This is a genomic window from Pseudomonas sp. E6002, from assembly GCF_013385565.1.
Lineage (GTDB): Bacteria > Pseudomonadota > Gammaproteobacteria > Pseudomonadales > Pseudomonadaceae > Aquipseudomonas.
Genome location: NZ_JACAPT010000022.1, coordinates 236835 through 253742, shown reverse-complemented (window position 1 = coordinate 253742; position 16908 = coordinate 236835). Strand labels below are relative to the sequence as shown.

Annotated in this window: 11 protein-coding genes; 8 read left to right on the top strand and 3 right to left on the bottom strand. The window is 62.0% G+C overall.

What is annotated here, in order from left to right:
- Positions 1-19: 19 nt before the first annotated feature.
- Positions 20-1666 carry a dihydrolipoyllysine-residue acetyltransferase gene (gene aceF, locus HX815_RS18160; RefSeq protein WP_177028661.1) on the bottom strand — a complete coding sequence of 549 codons (1647 nt, stop codon included), beginning with the start codon at positions 1664-1666 and terminating at the stop codon, positions 20-22.
- Positions 1667-1677: 11 nt separating this feature from the next.
- Positions 1678-4323 (bottom strand): pyruvate dehydrogenase (acetyl-transferring), homodimeric type, encoded by a 2646-nt coding sequence (gene aceE, locus HX815_RS18155; protein WP_003209439.1) that lies wholly within the window; start codon positions 4321-4323, stop codon positions 1678-1680.
- A 383-nt stretch (positions 4324-4706) separates the two neighbouring features.
- Here aceE and glnE point away from each other — a divergent pair, with 383 nt between their 5' ends.
- The 8 genes from glnE to HX815_RS18115 are packed head-to-tail and all read left to right on the top strand — an operon-like array spanning position 4707 to position 14648.
- Complete coding sequence (glnE, locus tag HX815_RS18150; protein ID WP_032899861.1) at positions 4707-7646, top strand: bifunctional [glutamate--ammonia ligase]-adenylyl-L-tyrosine phosphorylase/[glutamate--ammonia-ligase] adenylyltransferase; 2940 nt, start codon at positions 4707-4709, stop codon at positions 7644-7646.
- A gap of 55 nt (positions 7647-7701) precedes the next feature.
- Positions 7702-8736, top strand: a complete 1035-nt coding sequence (gene waaF, locus HX815_RS18145; protein WP_087692498.1) for a lipopolysaccharide heptosyltransferase II — start codon at positions 7702-7704, stop codon at positions 8734-8736.
- A 1-nt stretch (position 8737) separates the two neighbouring features.
- The gene (waaC, locus tag HX815_RS18140; RefSeq protein ID WP_003209442.1) at positions 8738-9796 is read left to right on the top strand and encodes a lipopolysaccharide heptosyltransferase I; all 1059 of its coding nucleotides are present in this window, start codon (positions 8738-8740) and stop codon (positions 9794-9796) included.
- Positions 9796-10920 (top strand): glycosyltransferase family 4 protein, encoded by a 1125-nt coding sequence (locus HX815_RS18135; RefSeq protein WP_003209448.1) that lies wholly within the window; start codon positions 9796-9798, stop codon positions 10918-10920. The genes waaC and HX815_RS18135 overlap by 1 nt, the downstream gene beginning before the upstream one ends.
- The gene (gene rfaP, locus HX815_RS18130; RefSeq protein ID WP_177028660.1) at positions 10917-11723 is read left to right on the top strand and encodes a lipopolysaccharide core heptose(I) kinase RfaP; all 807 of its coding nucleotides are present in this window, start codon (positions 10917-10919) and stop codon (positions 11721-11723) included. Before HX815_RS18135 ends, rfaP begins: the two co-directional genes overlap by 4 nt.
- Positions 11723-12457, top strand: coding sequence for a lipopolysaccharide kinase InaA family protein (locus HX815_RS18125; protein ID WP_003209451.1), 735 nt, complete (start codon positions 11723-11725; stop codon positions 12455-12457). Before rfaP ends, HX815_RS18125 begins: the two co-directional genes overlap by 1 nt.
- The gene (locus tag HX815_RS18120; RefSeq protein ID WP_008439156.1) at positions 12454-13206 is read left to right on the top strand and encodes a lipopolysaccharide kinase InaA family protein; all 753 of its coding nucleotides are present in this window, start codon (positions 12454-12456) and stop codon (positions 13204-13206) included. The genes HX815_RS18125 and HX815_RS18120 overlap by 4 nt, the downstream gene beginning before the upstream one ends.
- Positions 13206-14648, top strand: a complete 1443-nt coding sequence (locus HX815_RS18115; RefSeq protein ID WP_177028659.1) for a lipopolysaccharide kinase InaA family protein — start codon at positions 13206-13208, stop codon at positions 14646-14648. Before HX815_RS18120 ends, HX815_RS18115 begins: the two co-directional genes overlap by 1 nt.
- 66 nt (positions 14649-14714) lie before the next feature.
- On the opposite strand, the gene HX815_RS18110 is transcribed toward HX815_RS18115, so the two are convergent.
- On the bottom strand, positions 14715-16805 hold the full coding sequence (locus tag HX815_RS18110; protein ID WP_177028658.1) for a TonB-dependent receptor: 2091 nt from the start codon (positions 16803-16805) through the stop codon (positions 14715-14717).
- Positions 16806-16908 lie beyond the last annotated feature (103 nt).

Here is a 16908-nt window from a genome sequence, read left to right as displayed (position 1 = left end):
GCAGAAGACCTGTTGTGGCTTAAAGCAGGATGGTGCGGATGTCGTTCAGCAACTGGCTCAGGCGCTGGGTGAAGCGTGCGGCAGCCGCGCCGTTGATCACACGGTGATCGTAGGACAGCGACAGTGGCAGCATCAGCTTCGGCTGGAACGCTTTACCGTCCCACGCAGGCTGGATAGTGGCCTTGGAAACACCCAGGATCGCCACTTCCGGCGCGTTGACGATTGGCGTGAAGCCAGTGCCGCCAATGTGCCCGAGGCTGGAGATGGTGAAGCACGCGCCCTGCATGTCGTCCGGGGTGAGCTTCTTGTCGCGGGCCTTGGCAGCCAGTGCAGCAGCCTCAGCGGCAAGCTGCAGCAGGCTCTTCTGGTCGACGTTCTTGATGACCGGTACCAGCAGGCCATCCGGAGTGTCGACGGCAAAGCCGATGTGCACGTACTTCTTGCGAATGATCGCCTTGCCGCTTGGCGCCAGCGAACTGTTGAAGTCCGGCAGCTCCTTGAGCAAATGTGCGCAAGCCTTGAGCAGCAGGGGCAGCACGGTCAGCTTCACGCCGGCCTTCTCGGCCACGGCTTTCTGCGCAACGCGGAATGCTTCCAGGTCGGTTATGTCGGCCTGGTCGAACTGGGTCACGTGCGGGATGTTCAGCCAGCTGGCGTGCAGGCCGGCCGCGCCGATTTGCATCAGGCGGGTCATCGGCACTTCTTCGATTTCGCCGAAGCGGCTGAAGTCGACGGTGCGGATCGGCGGAATGCCCGAGCCACCGGTAGCAGCGCCGGCAGCCGGAGCTTCCTTGGCCTTCTGCATCATGGATTTGACGTAAACCTGCACGTCTTCCTTGAGCACGCGACCGTGAGGACCGCTGGCGGTTACCGCGCTCAACTCGACGCCGAATTCACGGGCCAGTTGGCGCACGGCAGGGCCGGCATGAACCTTGGCACCGCTTGGCGCAGGTGCAGCCGCCGGAGCCGGTGCGGCCTCGGCTTTTGCAGCAGGCGCAGGCGCGGCAGCAGCCGGTGCGGCTTCAGCCTTGGCGGCCGGAGCAGCGGCGGCCGGAGCGGCAGCAGCAGGAGCCGAAGCGCCCGCTACTTTCAGCTTGAGGATGAAGTCACCAGTGCCGACTTCGTCTTCCAGCTTCACGGCAATGCTTTCCACCACACCGGCAGCCGGCGAAGGGATTTCCATGGAGGCCTTGTCGGACTCCAGGGTGATCAGCGATTGATCAGCTTCGACGGTGTCGCCGACTTTAACCAGCAGCTCGATGATCTTGGCCTTGCCCGACGAACCGATGTCCGGAACATGAATGTCCTGGACTGTTTCGGCGGCAGGTGCAGCCGCCGGAGCCGCAGGGGCCTCGGCAGCAGCGGCAGGCTTCTCGGCGGCAGGAGCCGGGGCAGCAGCAGGAGCGGCCGCCGCAGGGGCCGCATCAGCGGCACCTTCGATTTCCAGCTCAAGCAGTTCGTCGCCTTCTTTCAGGCGGTCGCCCAGCTTCACTTTCAGGCTTTTGACCACGCCGGCCTTGGGAGCAGGGATTTCCATGCTCGCCTTGTCCGATTCCAGGGTCAGGATGCTCTGGTCGGCTTCGACGGTGTCGCCGACCTTCACAAACAGTTCAATTACTTCACCTTCACCGCTGCCGATGTCAGGTACGCGAATGAGTTCGCTCACAGAAAGTCTCCTCAGCAGTCCAGTGGGTTGCGTTTTTCCGGGTTGATCCCGAACTTGACGATAGCGTCTGCTACCACCTTGGGTTCGATTTCACCACGGTCAGCCAAGGCTTCCAGGGCTGCCAACACCACGAAGTGACGGTCGACTTCGAAGAAGTGACGCAGCTTCTTGCGGCTGTCACTACGGCCGAAACCGTCGGTGCCCAGGACTTTGAATTCCTTGGACGGTACCCACTGACGAATTTGTTCAGCAAACAGCTTCATGTAGTCGGTAGAGGCGATAACCGGACCCTTACGGCCAGCCAGGCACTCTTCGACGTAGGTGCGCGCAGGCTTCTGGCCTGGGTGCAGGCGGTTGCTGCGCTCTACGGCCAGGCCGTCGCGACGCAGTTCGTTGAAGCTGGTAACGCTCCATACGTCAGCACCGACGTTGAACTCTTCACGCAGGATTTTTGCAGCTTCACGCACTTCGCGCAGGATGGTGCCGGAGCCCATCAGTTGCACGTGGTGAGCGGCTTCCTTGGTGTCTTCTTCGAGCAGGTACATGCCCTTGATGATGCCTTCCTCGACACCGGCCGGCATGGCTGGCTGCTGGTAGGACTCGTTCATCACGGTGATGTAGTAGAAAACGTCCTGCTGCTCTTCGGTCATCTTCTTCATGCCGTCCTGGATGATCACCGCCAGCTCATAGCCGTAGGTTGGATCAAAGGTGCGGCAGTTCGGGATGGTGCCCGCCAGGATGTGGCTGTGACCGTCTTCGTGTTGCAGGCCTTCGCCGTTCAGCGTGGTCCGCCCGGCAGTACCGCCGATCAGGAAGCCACGGGTACGGCTGTCGCCTGCTGCCCAAGCCAGGTCGCCAATACGCTGGAAACCGAACATCGAGTAGAAGATGTAGAACGGCAGCATCGGCTGGTTGTGGCTGGAGTACGAAGTACCGGCAGCGATGAAGGAGCTCATGGCGCCCGCTTCGTTGATGCCTTCTTCGAGGATCTGGCCCTTCTTGTCTTCCTTGTAGAACATCACCTGGTCTTTATCGACTGGCTCGTAGAGCTGGCCGACGGAGGAGTAGATGCCCAGCTGACGGAACATGCCTTCCATACCGAAGGTACGGGCTTCGTCCGGGATGATCGGCACGATACGCGAGCCGATTTCCTTGTCCTTGACCAACTGCGCGAGGATCCGCACGAAGGCCATGGTGGTGGAGATTTCACGGTCGCCCGAGCCGTCCAGGATCGCCTTGAGGGTATCCAGTGGCGGAGTCGGGATGTTGAAGCTCTTGGCGCGGCGCTGTGGCACGAAACCGCCCAGTGCAGTGCGACGCTCGCTGAGGTAGCGGGCTTCGGCGCTGTTTGGCTCCGGCTTGAAGAACGGCAGGTTCTCCAGCTCTTCGTCCTTGACCGGGATGTCGAAGCGGTCGCGGAACAACTTCAGGCTGTCGACATCGACTTTCTTGGTGTTGTGCGCAGTGTTCTTCGCTTCGCCGGCACCGGTGCCATAACCCTTGATGGTCTTGGCCAGGATGACGGTCGGTTGTTCTTTGTGGTTGACCGCTTCGTGGTACGCCGCGTAGACCTTGTACGGGTCGTGGCCGCCACGGTTGAGTTTCCAGATCTCGTCGTCGGACAGGTCTGCAACCATTGCCTTGAGTTCAGGCGTGTTGAAGAAGTGTTCACGTACGAACGCGCCGTCTTTGGCCTTGTAGTTCTGGTACTCGCCGTCGATGACTTCGTCCATGCGGCGTTGCAGGATGCCGTCGACGTCCTTGGCCAGCAGTGGGTCCCAGAAACGGCCCCAGATGACTTTGGTCACGTTCCACTGAGCACCACGGAACACGCCTTCGAGTTCCTGGATGATCTTGCCGTTGCCGCGAACCGGGCCGTCGAGGCGCTGCAGGTTGCAGTTGATGACGAAGATCAGGTTGTCCAGCTTCTCGCGGCCGGCCAGGGAGATGGCGCCCAGGGATTCCGGCTCGTCACACTCGCCGTCGCCCAGGAAGCACCAGACTTTCTGCTTGCCTTCAGGGATGAAGCCACGGGCTTCCAGGTACTTCATGAAGCGTGCCTGGTAGATCGCCTGGATCGGGCCCAGGCCCATGGATACCGTCGGGAACTGCCAGAAATCAGGCATCAGCCAAGGGTGCGGATAGGACGAGAGGCCCTGGCCGTCGACTTCCTGGCGGAAGTTGTTCATTTGTTCTTCGGTGATGCGGCCTTCCATGAACGCACGGGCGTAGACGCCTGGCGAGGTGTGGCCTTGGAAGTAGATCAGGTCGCCGCCATGTTCTTCGGTCGGGGCCTGGAAGAAGTAGTTGAAGCCGATGTCATACAGGGTTGCGCTGGAAGCGAAGCTGGAGATGTGACCGCCCAGGTCAGAATCTTTCAAGTTCGTGCGCATTACCATCGCCATGGCGTTCCAGCGTACCAGCGAGCGAATGCGGCGTTCCATGAACAGGTCGCCAGGCATGCGTGCTTCGTGGGTTACCGGGATGGTGTTGCGATACGGCGTGGTGATGGCGTAGGGCAGTTGCGAGCCGCTGCGGGTCGCGAGTTCGCCCATACGGGTCATCAGGTAGTGAGCACGGTCTTCGCCTTCTTTGTCGAGAACCGATTCCAGGGCGTCCAGCCATTCCTGGGTTTCGACGGGATCGAGGTCTTGCATGGCTTGCTCCAGGGCGGAAAGGCTACCAGAATCGGTTGCCTGAAGTTTGCGACTGGCCTTGTGGGCAGACGACATAAATTCTTGGATGGCCGAAGGTTGCTTCGGCGTCCTGTAGTTTTACTACAAATCGTCGGCCATTTCAGCCTTTCGAATGTATATACGAGTAGTAAAACTACACAAGACTGAGCGGATTGCTCGGTCTAGCTGGCGAGCATAATCGTTATTGTTGATCTTTTGCGAACAAGAAAGGGTAGAGATTTGATGTTGACTGCCAAAAAAGAAAAATTTTCAGCTATTTCTAACCTTTGTTCGACAGTCCTTCACCGAGCGTGGTTCTTGCGTTCACAGCTACAAGCCCTTTACGCGCCGATCAAGGATAGACCATGAGCCTTCCAATGCAGGCCGAACTCCCGGCCATCCTGCTTCCATTTGCCAAGCGGGCCGAGCAGTCATTTCGTGACGCCGTGGCCGGATTGGACGGCGATAATGGCCTTTCTGAGTGGACGCCGCAACGTTGGGCTGACTTCGCCCGTGTGTGCGCCGCCAGTGATTTCGTCATTGAACAGAGTGTTCGTGACCCTTTGATGTTGCTCGAGCTGGTGGCCTGGGGCGAACTGGACCGCAGCTTTGCCCCCGGCGAGCTGTGCGGACAGATTGCGACGGCCGTGCAACAAGCCGAGACAGAAGACGAACTGGGCCGGGTTCTGCGCCGCCAGCGCACCCGCCAGCAGGTGCGGATCATCTGGCGCGACCTGACCCGACAGGCGGACCTGGTGCAAACCTGCCGTGATCTATCGGACATGGCCGACGCCAGCATCGACCAGGCCTATCAGTGGTTGTACCAGCGCCACTGCGTGTTGTTCGGCACACCCACGGGCCGTCGCAGCGGCGAACCGCAGCACATGGTCATCCTCGGCATGGGCAAGCTCGGCGCAGTGGAGCTGAACCTGTCGTCCGACATCGACCTGATCTTCGCCTACCCCGAAGGCGGCGACACGGTTGGCGTGAAGCGCTCGCTGGACAACCAGGAGTTCTTCATCCGCCTTGGTCAAAAACTGATCAAGGCCCTGGACCCGATGACCGTCGACGGCTTTGTGTTCCGGGTCGACATGCGCCTGCGACCTTACGGCTCAGCCGGGGCGCTGGTGCTCAGTTTCAACGCGCTGGAGCAGTACTACCAGGACCAGGGCCGCGACTGGGAACGCTACGCCATGATCAAGGCGCGGGTAGTGGCCGGTGACCAGGTGGCCGGTGCGCAACTGCTCGACATGTTGCGACCGTTTGTCTACCGGCGTTACCTGGACTTTTCCGCCATCGAAGCGCTGCGCACCATGAAGCAGTTGATCCAGCAGGAAGTGCGGCGCAAGGGCATGGCCGAGAACATCAAGCTCGGCTCGGGCGGCATCCGTGAAGTCGAATTTATCGCCCAGGCGTTCCAGCTGATCCACGGTGGCCGTGACCTGAGCCTGCAGCAGCGCCCACTGTTAAAAGTGCTGGGTACCCTGGAAGGCCAGGGTTACCTGCCGCCGGCGGTGGTCGCCGAGCTGCGCGATGGCTATGAATTCCTGCGCTACACCGAGCACGCGATCCAGGCGATCGCCGATCGCCAGACGCAGATGCTCCCGGATGGCACCGAAGACCAGGCGCGGATTGCCTTTATGCTGGGCTTTCCGGACTGGACCGCGTTTCATGAGCGCCTGATGTACTGGCGTGGCCGGGTGGACTGGCATTTCCGCCAGGTGATTGCCGATCCGGATGAAGAAGAGGGCGAAGAGAGCGAGTTGATGGTGGGCGGTGAGTGGTTGCCGTTGTGGGAAGAGTCCCAGGACGAGGAAGCCGCCTGCCGTCAGTTGCAGGAAGGCGGTTTTACCGACGCGCCCAAAGCCTTGAAAACCCTGGCCGGCCTGCGCAGCAGTCCGCAATTGCGTGCCATGCAGCGCCTGGGTCGCGAGCGTCTGGATGCATTTATCCCGCGCTTGCTGGCCCAGGCCGTCGAACATGCCAACCCGGACCTGGTGCTGGAGCGCGTCCTGCCCTTGGTCGAAGCCGTCGCCCGGCGTTCCGCTTATCTGGTGTTGCTGACGGAAAACCCCGACGCCCTGCGTCGCCTTCTGACCCTGTGCGCCGCCAGCCCGTGGATTGCCGAGCAGATCACTCGCTTCCCGCTGCTGCTGGACGAACTGCTCAACGAAGGCCGCCTGTTCAAGCCGCCGCTGGCGCCGGAACTGGCCGCCGAATTGCGCGAGCGCCTGACGCGCATCCCCGAAGATGACCTTGAGCAGCAGATGGAGGCCCTACGGCACTTCAAGCTGGCCCACCGCCTGCGGGTGGCCGCCTCGGAAATCGCCGGCAGCCTGCCGCTGATGAAAGTCAGCGACTACCTGACCTGGCTCGCCGAAGCCATCCTCGAACAAGTGCTGGCCCTGGCCTGGCGCCAGACGGTTGCCCGCTACGGCTCGCCGCAACGGGTGGACGGCACCTTGTGCGATCCTGGCTTCATCATTGTCGGTTATGGGAAAGTCGGCGGCATCGAATTGGGGCATGGTTCGGACCTGGACCTGGTGTTTATCCATGACGGTGACCCCCAGGCCGAAACCGACGGTGCCAAGCCGATCGACGGCGCGCAGTTCTTTACCCGGCTGGGGCAGCGAATCATTCATCTGCTGACCACCCAGACCAACTCGGGCCAGTTGTATGAAGTGGACATGCGCCTGCGGCCTTCGGGCGCATCCGGTTTGCTGGTGAGTTCCCTGGGCGCATTTGCGCGTTATCAGGAAAACGAAGCCTGGACCTGGGAGCACCAGGCGCTGGTGCGTGCGCGAGTGCTGGTAGGCAGTCAGGATGTGGGCCGTGCTTTCGAGCAGGTACGGGCGCAAGTGCTGGGCCGCGCGCAGGACCTGGACAAGCTGCGCCAGGAGGTCAGCGAGATGCGCGCCAAGATGCGCGACAACCTCGGCACCAAGTCCACGGCGGCGGGAACGGCGGCGAATGCCTTCGAACCCACGGCGTCGTTCGACCTCAAGCAGGACGCCGGAGGTATCGTCGATATTGAATTTATGGTGCAATACGCGGCTCTGGCGTGGTCTGCGCAACATCCATCGTTGCTGCGCTACACCGACAATATCCGCATTCTGGAAGGCCTGGAGCAGGTCGGGCTGATGCCCGCCGCCGATGCCCATTTGCTGCGCGAGGTGTATAAAGCCTACCGTTCCGCCGCTCACCGCCAGGCCCTGCAGAACGAGGCCGGTACGGTGGCCGGGGACCAGTTCGCTGACGAACGGCGCCAGGTGCAGCGAATCTGGCATGAACTGGGGTTAAGCTGAAACACTATATAAGGCGGGGAGGCATGAGCCTCCCCGTATCGTTTGTGGAAACTACATGAATATTCTGATCGTTGGGCCCAGTTGGGTCGGTGACATGGTGATGGCGCAGACACTGTTCCAGTGCCTCAAGCAACGTCATCCCGACTGCCAAATCGACGTGCTCGCCCCCGAGTGGAGCCGGCCGATCCTTGAGCGCATGCCCGAGGTGCGTCAGGCCTTGAGCTTCCCGCTCGGCCACGGCGCGCTGGAGCTGGCGACCCGTCGACGCATCGGCAAGTCCCTGGCCGGCCAGTACGATCAGGCGATCCTGTTGCCCAACTCGATGAAGTCGGCACTGGTGCCGTTCTTCGCCGGTATTCCCAAGCGCACCGGCTGGCGTGGCGAGTTTCGCTATGGCCTGCTCAACGATGTGCGCAAGCTCGACAAGGCCCGTTACCCGCTGATGATCGAGCGCTTCATGGCCCTGGCCTACGCGCCGGGAGCCGAGTTGCCGACGCCTTATCCGCGCCCGAGCCTGCAAATCGACCCGGTCACCCGCGACGCCGCCCTGGCCAAGTTCGGCCTGGAGCTGGACCGTCCGGTGCTGGCGCTGTGCCCTGGCGCCGAGTTTGGCGAGTCCAAGCGCTGGCCTTCGGAGCATTACGCCAAGGTTGCGGAGATGAAGATTCGCGAGGGCTGGCAGGTCTGGTTGTTCGGCTCGAAAAACGATCATTCGGTGGGCGAGGATATTCGCCAGCGCTTGATCCCGGGGCTGCGCGAAGAGGCGGTCAACCTGAGCGGCGACACGTCCCTGGCCGAGGCCATCGACCTGCTGTCCTGTGCCGACTCGGTGGTGTCCAACGACTCCGGCCTGATGCACGTGGCCGCGGCGCTGAACCGCCCGCTGGTGGCAGTGTATGGCTCGACGTCTCCCGGGTTTACCCCACCGCTGGCCGACAAGGTCGAAGTGGTGCGCCTGGGCCTGGATTGCAGCCCGTGTTTTGATCGCACCTGCCGCTTCGGCCACTACAACTGCCTGCGCCAGTTGCTGCCGCAACCTGTCAGCGACGCGTTGCAGCGGTTGCAGGGCACTGTGGTCGAGGTTCGTTAAGTTGCGGGTTCTGGTAATCAAGACCTCATCCCTGGGCGATGTGATTCATGCCTTGCCGGCGTTGACCGACGCGGCGCGGGCGATCCCGGGCATCCGGTTTGACTGGGTGGTGGAAGAAGGCTTCGCCGAGATTCCCACCTGGCACCCGGCGGTGGACAAGGTGATCCCGGTGGCGATCCGCCGCTGGCGCAAGAACCTCTGGCAGACCTTCAAGAGTGGCGAATGGCGGCGCTTCAAGAAGAGCGTGCAGTCGACCAAATATGACCTGGTGATCGACGCCCAGGGGCTGCTGAAAAGTGCCTGGCTTACCCGCTACGTACGTGCCCCGGTGGCCGGTTTCGACAAACAGTCGGCTCGCGAGCCATTGGCGGCGCACTTCTATTCCCGGCGCCTCGCCGTGGCCCGTGGGCAGCACGCGGTGGAGCGCTTGCGCCAGCTGTTTGCCGTCGCCCTCGGTTATGACCTGCCAAAAGGCCTGGGCGACTACGGCCTCAGTGTCGACAAGCTGCTGGGCCTGCCGCCGAAAAAACCGTTTGTACTGCTGCTGCACGGCACCACCTGGGACACCAAGCACTGGCCGGAAGCCTACTGGCGCGACCTGGCCGAACGCATGGACCGCTTTGGCGTGGACGTGAAGTTGCCGTGGGGCAATGCCGCCGAAAAAGCCCGGGCTGAACGCCTGGCCCAGGGCCTGAAAAACGCCGAAGTGCTGCCCAGGCTGAACCTCGCGGGGGTGGCCCGAGTGCTGGCGGGGGCGAAGGCGTGTGTTGCGGTCGACACCGGCCTTGGCCACTTGGCCGCAGCACTGGATGTGCCAACGATTTCCCTGTTCGGCCCTACCAATCCTGGCCTGACCGGGGCTTATGGCAAGGCGCAGATTCACCTGGCCAGCGACTTCCCGTGTGCGCCATGCCTGCAAAAGAAATGCACTTATCAACCGACTGCCGAAGACCAGCGTCGGTTCGATCTCAAGCGCGAGTGGCCCCTGTGCTTCACTCGCCTGAACCCTGAGCGTGTCGCAACTCGTTTAAGCACGTTGTTACTGGCTGAGGAACACTGATGCAACTGGCTTTTGTCCTCTACAAGTATTTCCCCTTTGGTGGCCTGCAGCGCGACTTCATGCGTATTGCCCTGGAGTGCCAGCAGCGCGGGCATCAGATTCGCGTCTATACGCTGATCTGGGAGGGTGACGTGCCGCCGGGCTTTGAAGTACTGGTGGCGCCGGTCAAGGCGCTGGTCAACCATCGGCGCAATGAAAAGCTCTACGCCTGGATCCAGGCCGACCTGGCCAAGCGCCCGGTGGACCGCGTGGTGGGCTTCAACAAGATGCCGGGGCTGGACCTGTACTTCGCCGCCGACGGCGTGTTCGAAGACAAGGCGCAGAACCTGCGCAACCCGATGTATCGCTGGTTCGGCCGGTACAAGCACTTTGCCGAATACGAGCGTGCAGTGTTCGACAAAGACGCCAAGACGCAGATCATGGTGCTGTCCGAACACCAGCAGCAGCTGTTCACCCAGTATTACGGGACCCAGGCCGAGCGTTTTCATTTGTTGCCGCCGGGCATCGCCCGCGACCGCCGCGCGCCGCCCAATGCTGCCGAGATCCGCGCCGAGTTTCGTCGCGAATTCGGCCTGGCCGACGATGATTTGCTGCTGGTGCAGATTGGCTCGGGCTTCAAGACCAAGGGCGTTGATCGCAGCCTCAAGGCCGTGGCCGCGCTGCCGTCGAGCCTGAAGAAACGCACCCGGCTATTTGTAATCGGCCAGGACGACCCCAAAGTATTCCAATTGCAGAGTGCTGCGCTGGGACTGGGCGACCAGGTGCAGTTCTTCAAGGGCCGCAGCGACATCCCGCGCTTTCTGCTGGGCGCCGACCTGTTGATCCACCCCGCGTACAACGAGGCGGCCGGCATGGTGCTGATCGAAGCGGTGGTCGCCGGCCTCCCGGTGCTGGTGAGCAAGGTCTGCGGCTACGCGTTTTACATCGACAAGGCCCAGAGTGGGCGGGTGTTGGACGAACCGTTCGAGCAGGCCCAGCTCAACCAGTACCTGGTGGATATGCTCGACGATCCACAAGCGCGCGCGGCCTGGAGCCGCAATGGTCTGGCCTTCGCTGAGACGGCCGACCTCTATAGCATGCCGCAGTACGCTGCGGACCTGATTCTGGCGGAGCCAAACCGATGAAGTTGATTCTTGCCGAACCGTTCAAGACCCTGTGGGCCGGACGCGATGCGTTCGCCGAAGTCGAGAAGCTGGACGGCCAGGTGTTTCGTGAGCTGGCCGCGCGCCGTACCCTGCGTACGGAAGTGGAAGGCCGCCATTATTTTGTAAAGATCCACCGGGGAATTGGCTGGGGTGAAATCCTCAAGAACCTGATCACGGCCAAGTTGCCTGTCTTGGGCGCGGGCCAGGAGTGGGACGCGATCCAGCGTCTGCAGGAACTCGGCGTGCCCACCATGACCGGCGTGGCCTTTGGTGAAAAGGGCAGCAACCCGGCCGACCAGCACTCGTTCATCGTCACTGAAGAGCTGGCGCCTATCGTCAGCCTTGAAGACCTGACCATGGACTGGGTCAAACAGCCGCCCGTGCCGGCGATTCGGCATGCCTTGACCGTTGAGCTTGCGCGCACCCTGGGCACGATGCACCGGGGGGGCGTGAACCATCGTGATTGCTACCTGTGCCACTTCCTGTTGCACACCGACCAACCGGTTACCGTGCACAACATCAAGCTCTCGGTGATCGACCTGCACCGTGCCCAGGTGCGTTCGAAGATTCCCCTGCGCTGGCGTGACAAGGACCTGGCGGGGCTTTACTACTCCGCCCTGGAGATCGGTTTGACCCGGCGCGACAAACTGCGGTTTCTCAAGGCGTACTTCCAGCAGCCTTTGCGCCAGATCCTGGGCGAGCAAAGCGCGCTGCTGTCGGCGCTGGAACGCATGGCCGCCAAGCTTTACGCACGCAAGCAACGATACGGGGATGCGCTCTGATGGCGGGTTGGAACCTGGAACCCGCTTACGCCGCCCTGGCGGATGACTTTGGTAGCCTGGAAGCCGTGTTCGCCCTGCAAGGCGAGCGGCTGACCCGCGATCCGTTGTCCGAAGTGATTCGCGTGGAGCGCGGCGGGGTCAACTATTACGTCAAGCGCTACGTCGGTGCAGGCAAGGGGTTGCGCCGCTATCTGGGCAAGCCACGAGTCAAGTCCGAATGGCAGAACCTCAAGCGCTTCGCCAAGTGGGGCATACCCACCGCCGATGTGATCGCCTGGGGTCTGGAGCGTAAAGGCCTGGCGTATCACCGCGGGGCGATGATCACGCGCGAGCTGCCGAAGACTGAAGACTTGTCGGCATTGGCCGAGCGCAATGACCCGCAACTGTCAGACCCGGTGTGGGTCAACAAGATCAGTCGCCAGCTCGCTGAATACACGCGGACCATGCACGACCACCGGTTTACCCACAACGATTTGAAGTGGCGCAACTTGTTGGTAGACGACCAGCAAACCCTGTACCTGATCGATTGCCCCAATGGCGATTTCTGGCGCGGGTTCTGGCTCAAGTACCGCATTACCAAGGACCTGGCCTGCCTGGACAAAGTCGCCAAGTATCACTTGTCGGCTACCCAGCGCCTGCGCTTCTACATGCAATACCGTCAGCGCAAACACTTGAGTGCGGCGGACAAACAGCGAATTCGCCACGTGGTGAAGTTTTTCGAGGGGCGAGAATGAGTGATTTCCTGGCGGCCGAAGATCGAGCATTGCTTGAGCGCAACGGCCTCGGCACTTTCGACGCGCTATGGGCCAAGCAACTGGATGCGGTGGACGAGCCCAATACCAGCCGCGGCGGCTGGAGCAGCGTGTTTCGCCTCGAACTCGAAGGCCAGGGCTACTACCTCAAGCGCCAGAGCAACTACCTGACGCGCACCTTGCACCGCCCGTTTGGCGAGCCGAGTTTTGCCCGCGAATTTCGTAATATCAGCCGCTATCGGCAATTGGGTATTCCGGCATTGCAGGCGGCGTTTTTCGGTGAGCGCAAAGTGGCCGGAGAGCATCGGGCGATGTTGCTGACCCGGGCGCTGGATGGTTGGAATGACCTGGATTCATTGCTGGAGCAATGGTCTGAGTTGAGCGACGTGCAGCAGCGGGCAATCCTGCTGGCCTGCGGTCAGCTTGCTCGTCAGTTGCACAGCGTGGGCCAGGTGCATGGCTGTTTTTATCCCAAGCATATTTTCCTGCAGGCCACCGGCGACGGGTACGCGGCGCAGTTGATCGACCTGGAGAAAACCCGCCCGCTGCTGTTCGGCTGGCGTGACCGGGTCAAGGACCTGGAACCGCTGTTGCGCCGTGCGCCGCAGTGGTCGGACGATCAGGTTCGCCAGCTGTTGGCGGCCTACCTGGACCAGCCGCAGGACAGCGCATTGGTTGCCACCTGGCACCAGCGCCTGGCGGCCCGGCGCAGTCACAAGGAGAACCGCTGATGCGTTTGTCCGAACTGAAAAATGCCGGCCGCACGCCAAGCCTGCCCCTGAGCATCGAACTGGCAGACGCTGCCGGGCCTGGGCAGTTGCAACTGCTGAGCCTGCTGCGGGTATTGCCGGGCCAGCGTTATGTCGGCGCAGCTGTGTGGCGCGGGCGCCCGGTGCTGGCCAAATTGTTGGTGGGCAGCAAGGCGGCGCGGCATTTTCAGCGTGAACTCAAGGGCGTGCGGCTGTTGGCCGAACAAGGCCTGACCACACCGCTGTTGCTGGCCGATGGTCTGCAAGAGGGTGAGGGTGGTTGGCTGCTGTTCGAGTTTCTGGAAGGCGCCGACAGCCTGGCTGATGCGTGGCAGGCTGTTGAACACTTGCCGCCGCTGGCTGACGAGCAGCAAGCGGTGCTCGCCGAAGCGCTGGGTGCGATTGCGCAGATGCACGCCAAGGGCCTGTGGCAGGATGACCTGCACCTGGACAACCTGCTGCGTCAGGACGGCAAACTGTATTTGATCGACGGCGCAGGGATCTGTGTCGAAGAGGCGGGCAAACCGCTGTCGCGTAACCGGGTGCTGGAAAACCTTGGGGTGTTTTTCGCGCAGTTGCCGAAAAACCTCGAGCCGTTTACCGAAGAGTTGCTGGTGTATTACCTGCTGAGCAATGGCGAACACGCGTTGCCGCTCGAAGCGTTGCAGAAGCAGGTACGCAAGGTCAGCGTCTGGCGCTTGAAGGACTTCCTGAGCAAGGTTGGCCGGGAGTGCACGCTGTTCAGCGTCGTGCGCGGGCCGTTCGCCCTGCGCGCGACTCGTCGTGAGGAAGAAGCGGCGATGCTGCCGGTGCTGGCGCAGGCCGATGCGCTGCTCGACCAGGGCCACCTGTATAAAACCGGTGGGGCGGCCAGTGTCGCCAAGGTCGAGGTGGCCGGTCGACCACTCGTGATCAAGCGCTACAACATCAAGGGGTTTGCCCATTGGCTCAAGCGCTTCTGGCGCCCGAGCCGGGCCTGGCATTCGTGGCGCGAAGGCAATCGCCTGGCGTTCCTCGGCATCGCCACGCCCAAGCCGCTGGCGTTGCTGGAAAAGCGCTTCCTGTGGCTGCGCAGCCGCGCGTATCTGGTGACCGAGTACCTGCCGGGGCCGGACATCATCGAGCGGTTCGCGCCGTATGTTGAGAGTGGCGAGGCACCCGAGGCCGAATTGCAGGCCCTGGATAATTTGTTCGCAGAGTTGATCCGCGAGCGCATCAGCCATGGGGATTTCAAGGGGCATAACCTGTTCTGGCACACGGATCGCTGGGCGCTGATCGACCTGGATTCGATGTGTCAGCACACGTCCTTGAGCAGCTTCGCTCCGGCATATGCCAGGGATCGGGCAAGGTTTATGCGTAACTGGCCTGAGAGCAGTGCGTTGTATCGGGTGATTGATCAGCGGTTGCCAAAGGCAGTGGGCTAGGGGTTTAGGGCCGCTGCGCGGCCCAACGGGAGCAAGCTCCCTCGCCACAAGTTCGATGGTCAGTTTCTAAAATGTGTACTCGGCGCCGGCGCCTGCATACCACGAGCGTCCCGGCGCTGCTTCGTAATAGCGGCCGTTGCCGTCTCCGACAATCACCGACCCCACATATTGGCGATCCAGCAAGTTATCCAGGCGCAGGGTCTGGTGGAACGTCCAGTGCTCCACCTTCTGCTCAAAGCGTGCACGCCAGTTGAACACGCTGTAGCCCGGTGCCGCGTGTTGCTGGTTGGTGTCTTCGACGTAGACCTTGCTGCGGTACATGCCTTCCACGGCGGTGCTGACCCAGTCCCGGGGTTTCCAGTTGAGCTCGGCGAATAGTGTGGTTTGCGGCACACCGGGGAGGTAGTTGCCTTTGTCCACCGGTTTGCCGCCACCGATGAAGTCGCTGTCGTAAGTGGCTTGCAAGCGGGTGTAGGCGATGTTGGTGCTCCACTGCTCGCTGAGCTGGCTTTCGATGCCCAGCTCGAAGCCGCGGCGCAGGGTGCGGCCGGCGTTCTGGTAGCTGGTGCGGCCGCCGATCGATTGGTCCACCACCAGCTCGTCCTCGGTGGTGATCTGGAAGACAGCGGCGTTGACCCGGGTGTCGTTCAACTGTGCCTTCAAGCCCACTTCATACTGCGTGCTTTCCGACGGCTTCAGGCCGAAGTTGAACCCTTCGATGTTGCCCGGCGCGTACGCCAGTTCCGCCTGGGTTGGCGTCTCGAACCCCTTGCCGGCACTGACGTAGCCGTGCAGGTCGGGCGTGAAGGCATACATCACGCTCACGGACGGTGTGTTCTTCTGATAGGTCTTGTTGCCGCTGGAGTCGCCGTTGCTCAGGAACTGGTCGTCGACATCCAGTTCCATGGTGCTGTGGCGTACCCCGGCTTGCAGGGTCCAGCGATTGATGGCCCAGTTGGCCTGGATGTAGGGGTCGAGGCTGCGGGCGGTGTCGATTTCATCCCGGCGCAACTGGCCTTTTACGCCAAGGGTGTTGCCGCTGTAATTCTGGTAGCCGTGGCGGCTGTCTTCGCTCTGGTCGAAATCCAGGCCGGTGATGATCATCAGCTCGCCCGGCACGCTGTCGACCGGTTGCATCCAGCGCACGGAGCCGCCGTAGAACTTGCGGTCGAACTGCACCACGCCGCCGCCGCGTTCGTTGGCGGGCGTTCCCTTGGGAATCGACAGGTACTGAATCACGCTCCGTCGCCCGGTATAGGCATTCACCTGCAGTGTGGCATCACCGAAATACCGCTCGTAATTCATCCCCAGTTGCTGGTGGTCGATGCTTTTGCGGGTGTTGTACAGCTCGGCGGCGCTGCTGACCGAGCGCGGGTCGGCCTTGTACGCATCCCACGCCTGCCCCAGCGGATCCTGCGTGCCGTTCTGTTCCAGGCTGCTGTAGATCAGCGCCAGTTTGCTGTCTTCATCGGGCTCGAAATTGAGCTTGGCAAAGGTCTGGTCGCGGCGGGCGCTGCTGTGGTCGCGATAACCGTCGGTGTCCATGCGCGAGGCGTCCAGCACGAAGCCTGCGCCGTCTGCCGCGCCTTCGGCGGTGAGGTGGTTCTTGCTCAGGCCGTCACTGCCCACCAGCATCTCGGCACCGATGCGCGGCGGGCCTTCGCCGTTGCGGGAGAACATCTGGATCACGCCGCCGGCATTGCTGCCATACAGCGTGGCGGCCGGGCCGCGCAGGACTTCGATGCGCTCGGCGGTGTCGAGGTTGAACGTCGCCGCCTGGCCCTGACCGTCCGGGGTGCTGGCGGGTATGCCGTCGGCGATCAGCTTGATACCGCGCACACCAAATGCCGAGCGGGCACCGAAGCCACGGGAGGAAATCTGCAAGTCCTGGGCGTAGTTCTGGCGATTTTGAACCACCAGGCCGGGCACGCGGGACAGTGCCTCTGAAGCATTGATGCCCAGTTGGCCATCGCTGATTTGCTCACGGCTGATGCTGTCCACCGAATACGGCAGGTCAAACGACGGGCTGGCACTGCGCGAACCGGTGACCACGCTGGGGTCCAGGACCAGTGGCGCTTCATCGGCCTGGGCGCTGCTGTACAGGCCAAGCAGTCCGGGAAGCAGCATCGCAAATCGAGTGGGTACAACAACTTTCATGAGTAAACCAGCATCCATGGCGCACAAAAGTGCGCGAGTTTAACGATTCAGCCAGCTTTTGCCATTTCGGAATCTTCTTACATGGCGCGGCGGTGCGTGGGGT

Excerpts from the sequence above, each read along its gene's own strand:
- aceE (WP_003209439.1), bottom strand. The coding sequence starts at position 4,323 with ATGCAAGACCTCGATCCCGTCGAAACCCAGGAATGGCTGGACGCCCTG.
- glnE (WP_032899861.1), top strand. The coding sequence starts at position 4,707 with ATGAGCCTTCCAATGCAGGCCGAACTCCCGGCCATCCTGCTTCCATTT.
- waaF (WP_087692498.1), top strand. The coding sequence starts at position 7,702 with ATGAATATTCTGATCGTTGGGCCCAGTTGGGTCGGTGACATGGTGATG.
- HX815_RS18135 (WP_003209448.1), top strand. The coding sequence starts at position 9,796 with ATGCAACTGGCTTTTGTCCTCTACAAGTATTTCCCCTTTGGTGGCCTG.
- rfaP (WP_177028660.1), top strand. The coding sequence starts at position 10,917 with ATGAAGTTGATTCTTGCCGAACCGTTCAAGACCCTGTGGGCCGGACGC.
- HX815_RS18125 (WP_003209451.1), top strand. The coding sequence starts at position 11,723 with ATGGCGGGTTGGAACCTGGAACCCGCTTACGCCGCCCTGGCGGATGAC.
- HX815_RS18120 (WP_008439156.1), top strand. The coding sequence starts at position 12,454 with ATGAGTGATTTCCTGGCGGCCGAAGATCGAGCATTGCTTGAGCGCAAC.
- HX815_RS18115 (WP_177028659.1), top strand. The coding sequence starts at position 13,206 with ATGCGTTTGTCCGAACTGAAAAATGCCGGCCGCACGCCAAGCCTGCCC.
- HX815_RS18110 (WP_177028658.1), bottom strand. The coding sequence starts at position 16,805 with ATGAAAGTTGTTGTACCCACTCGATTTGCGATGCTGCTTCCCGGACTG.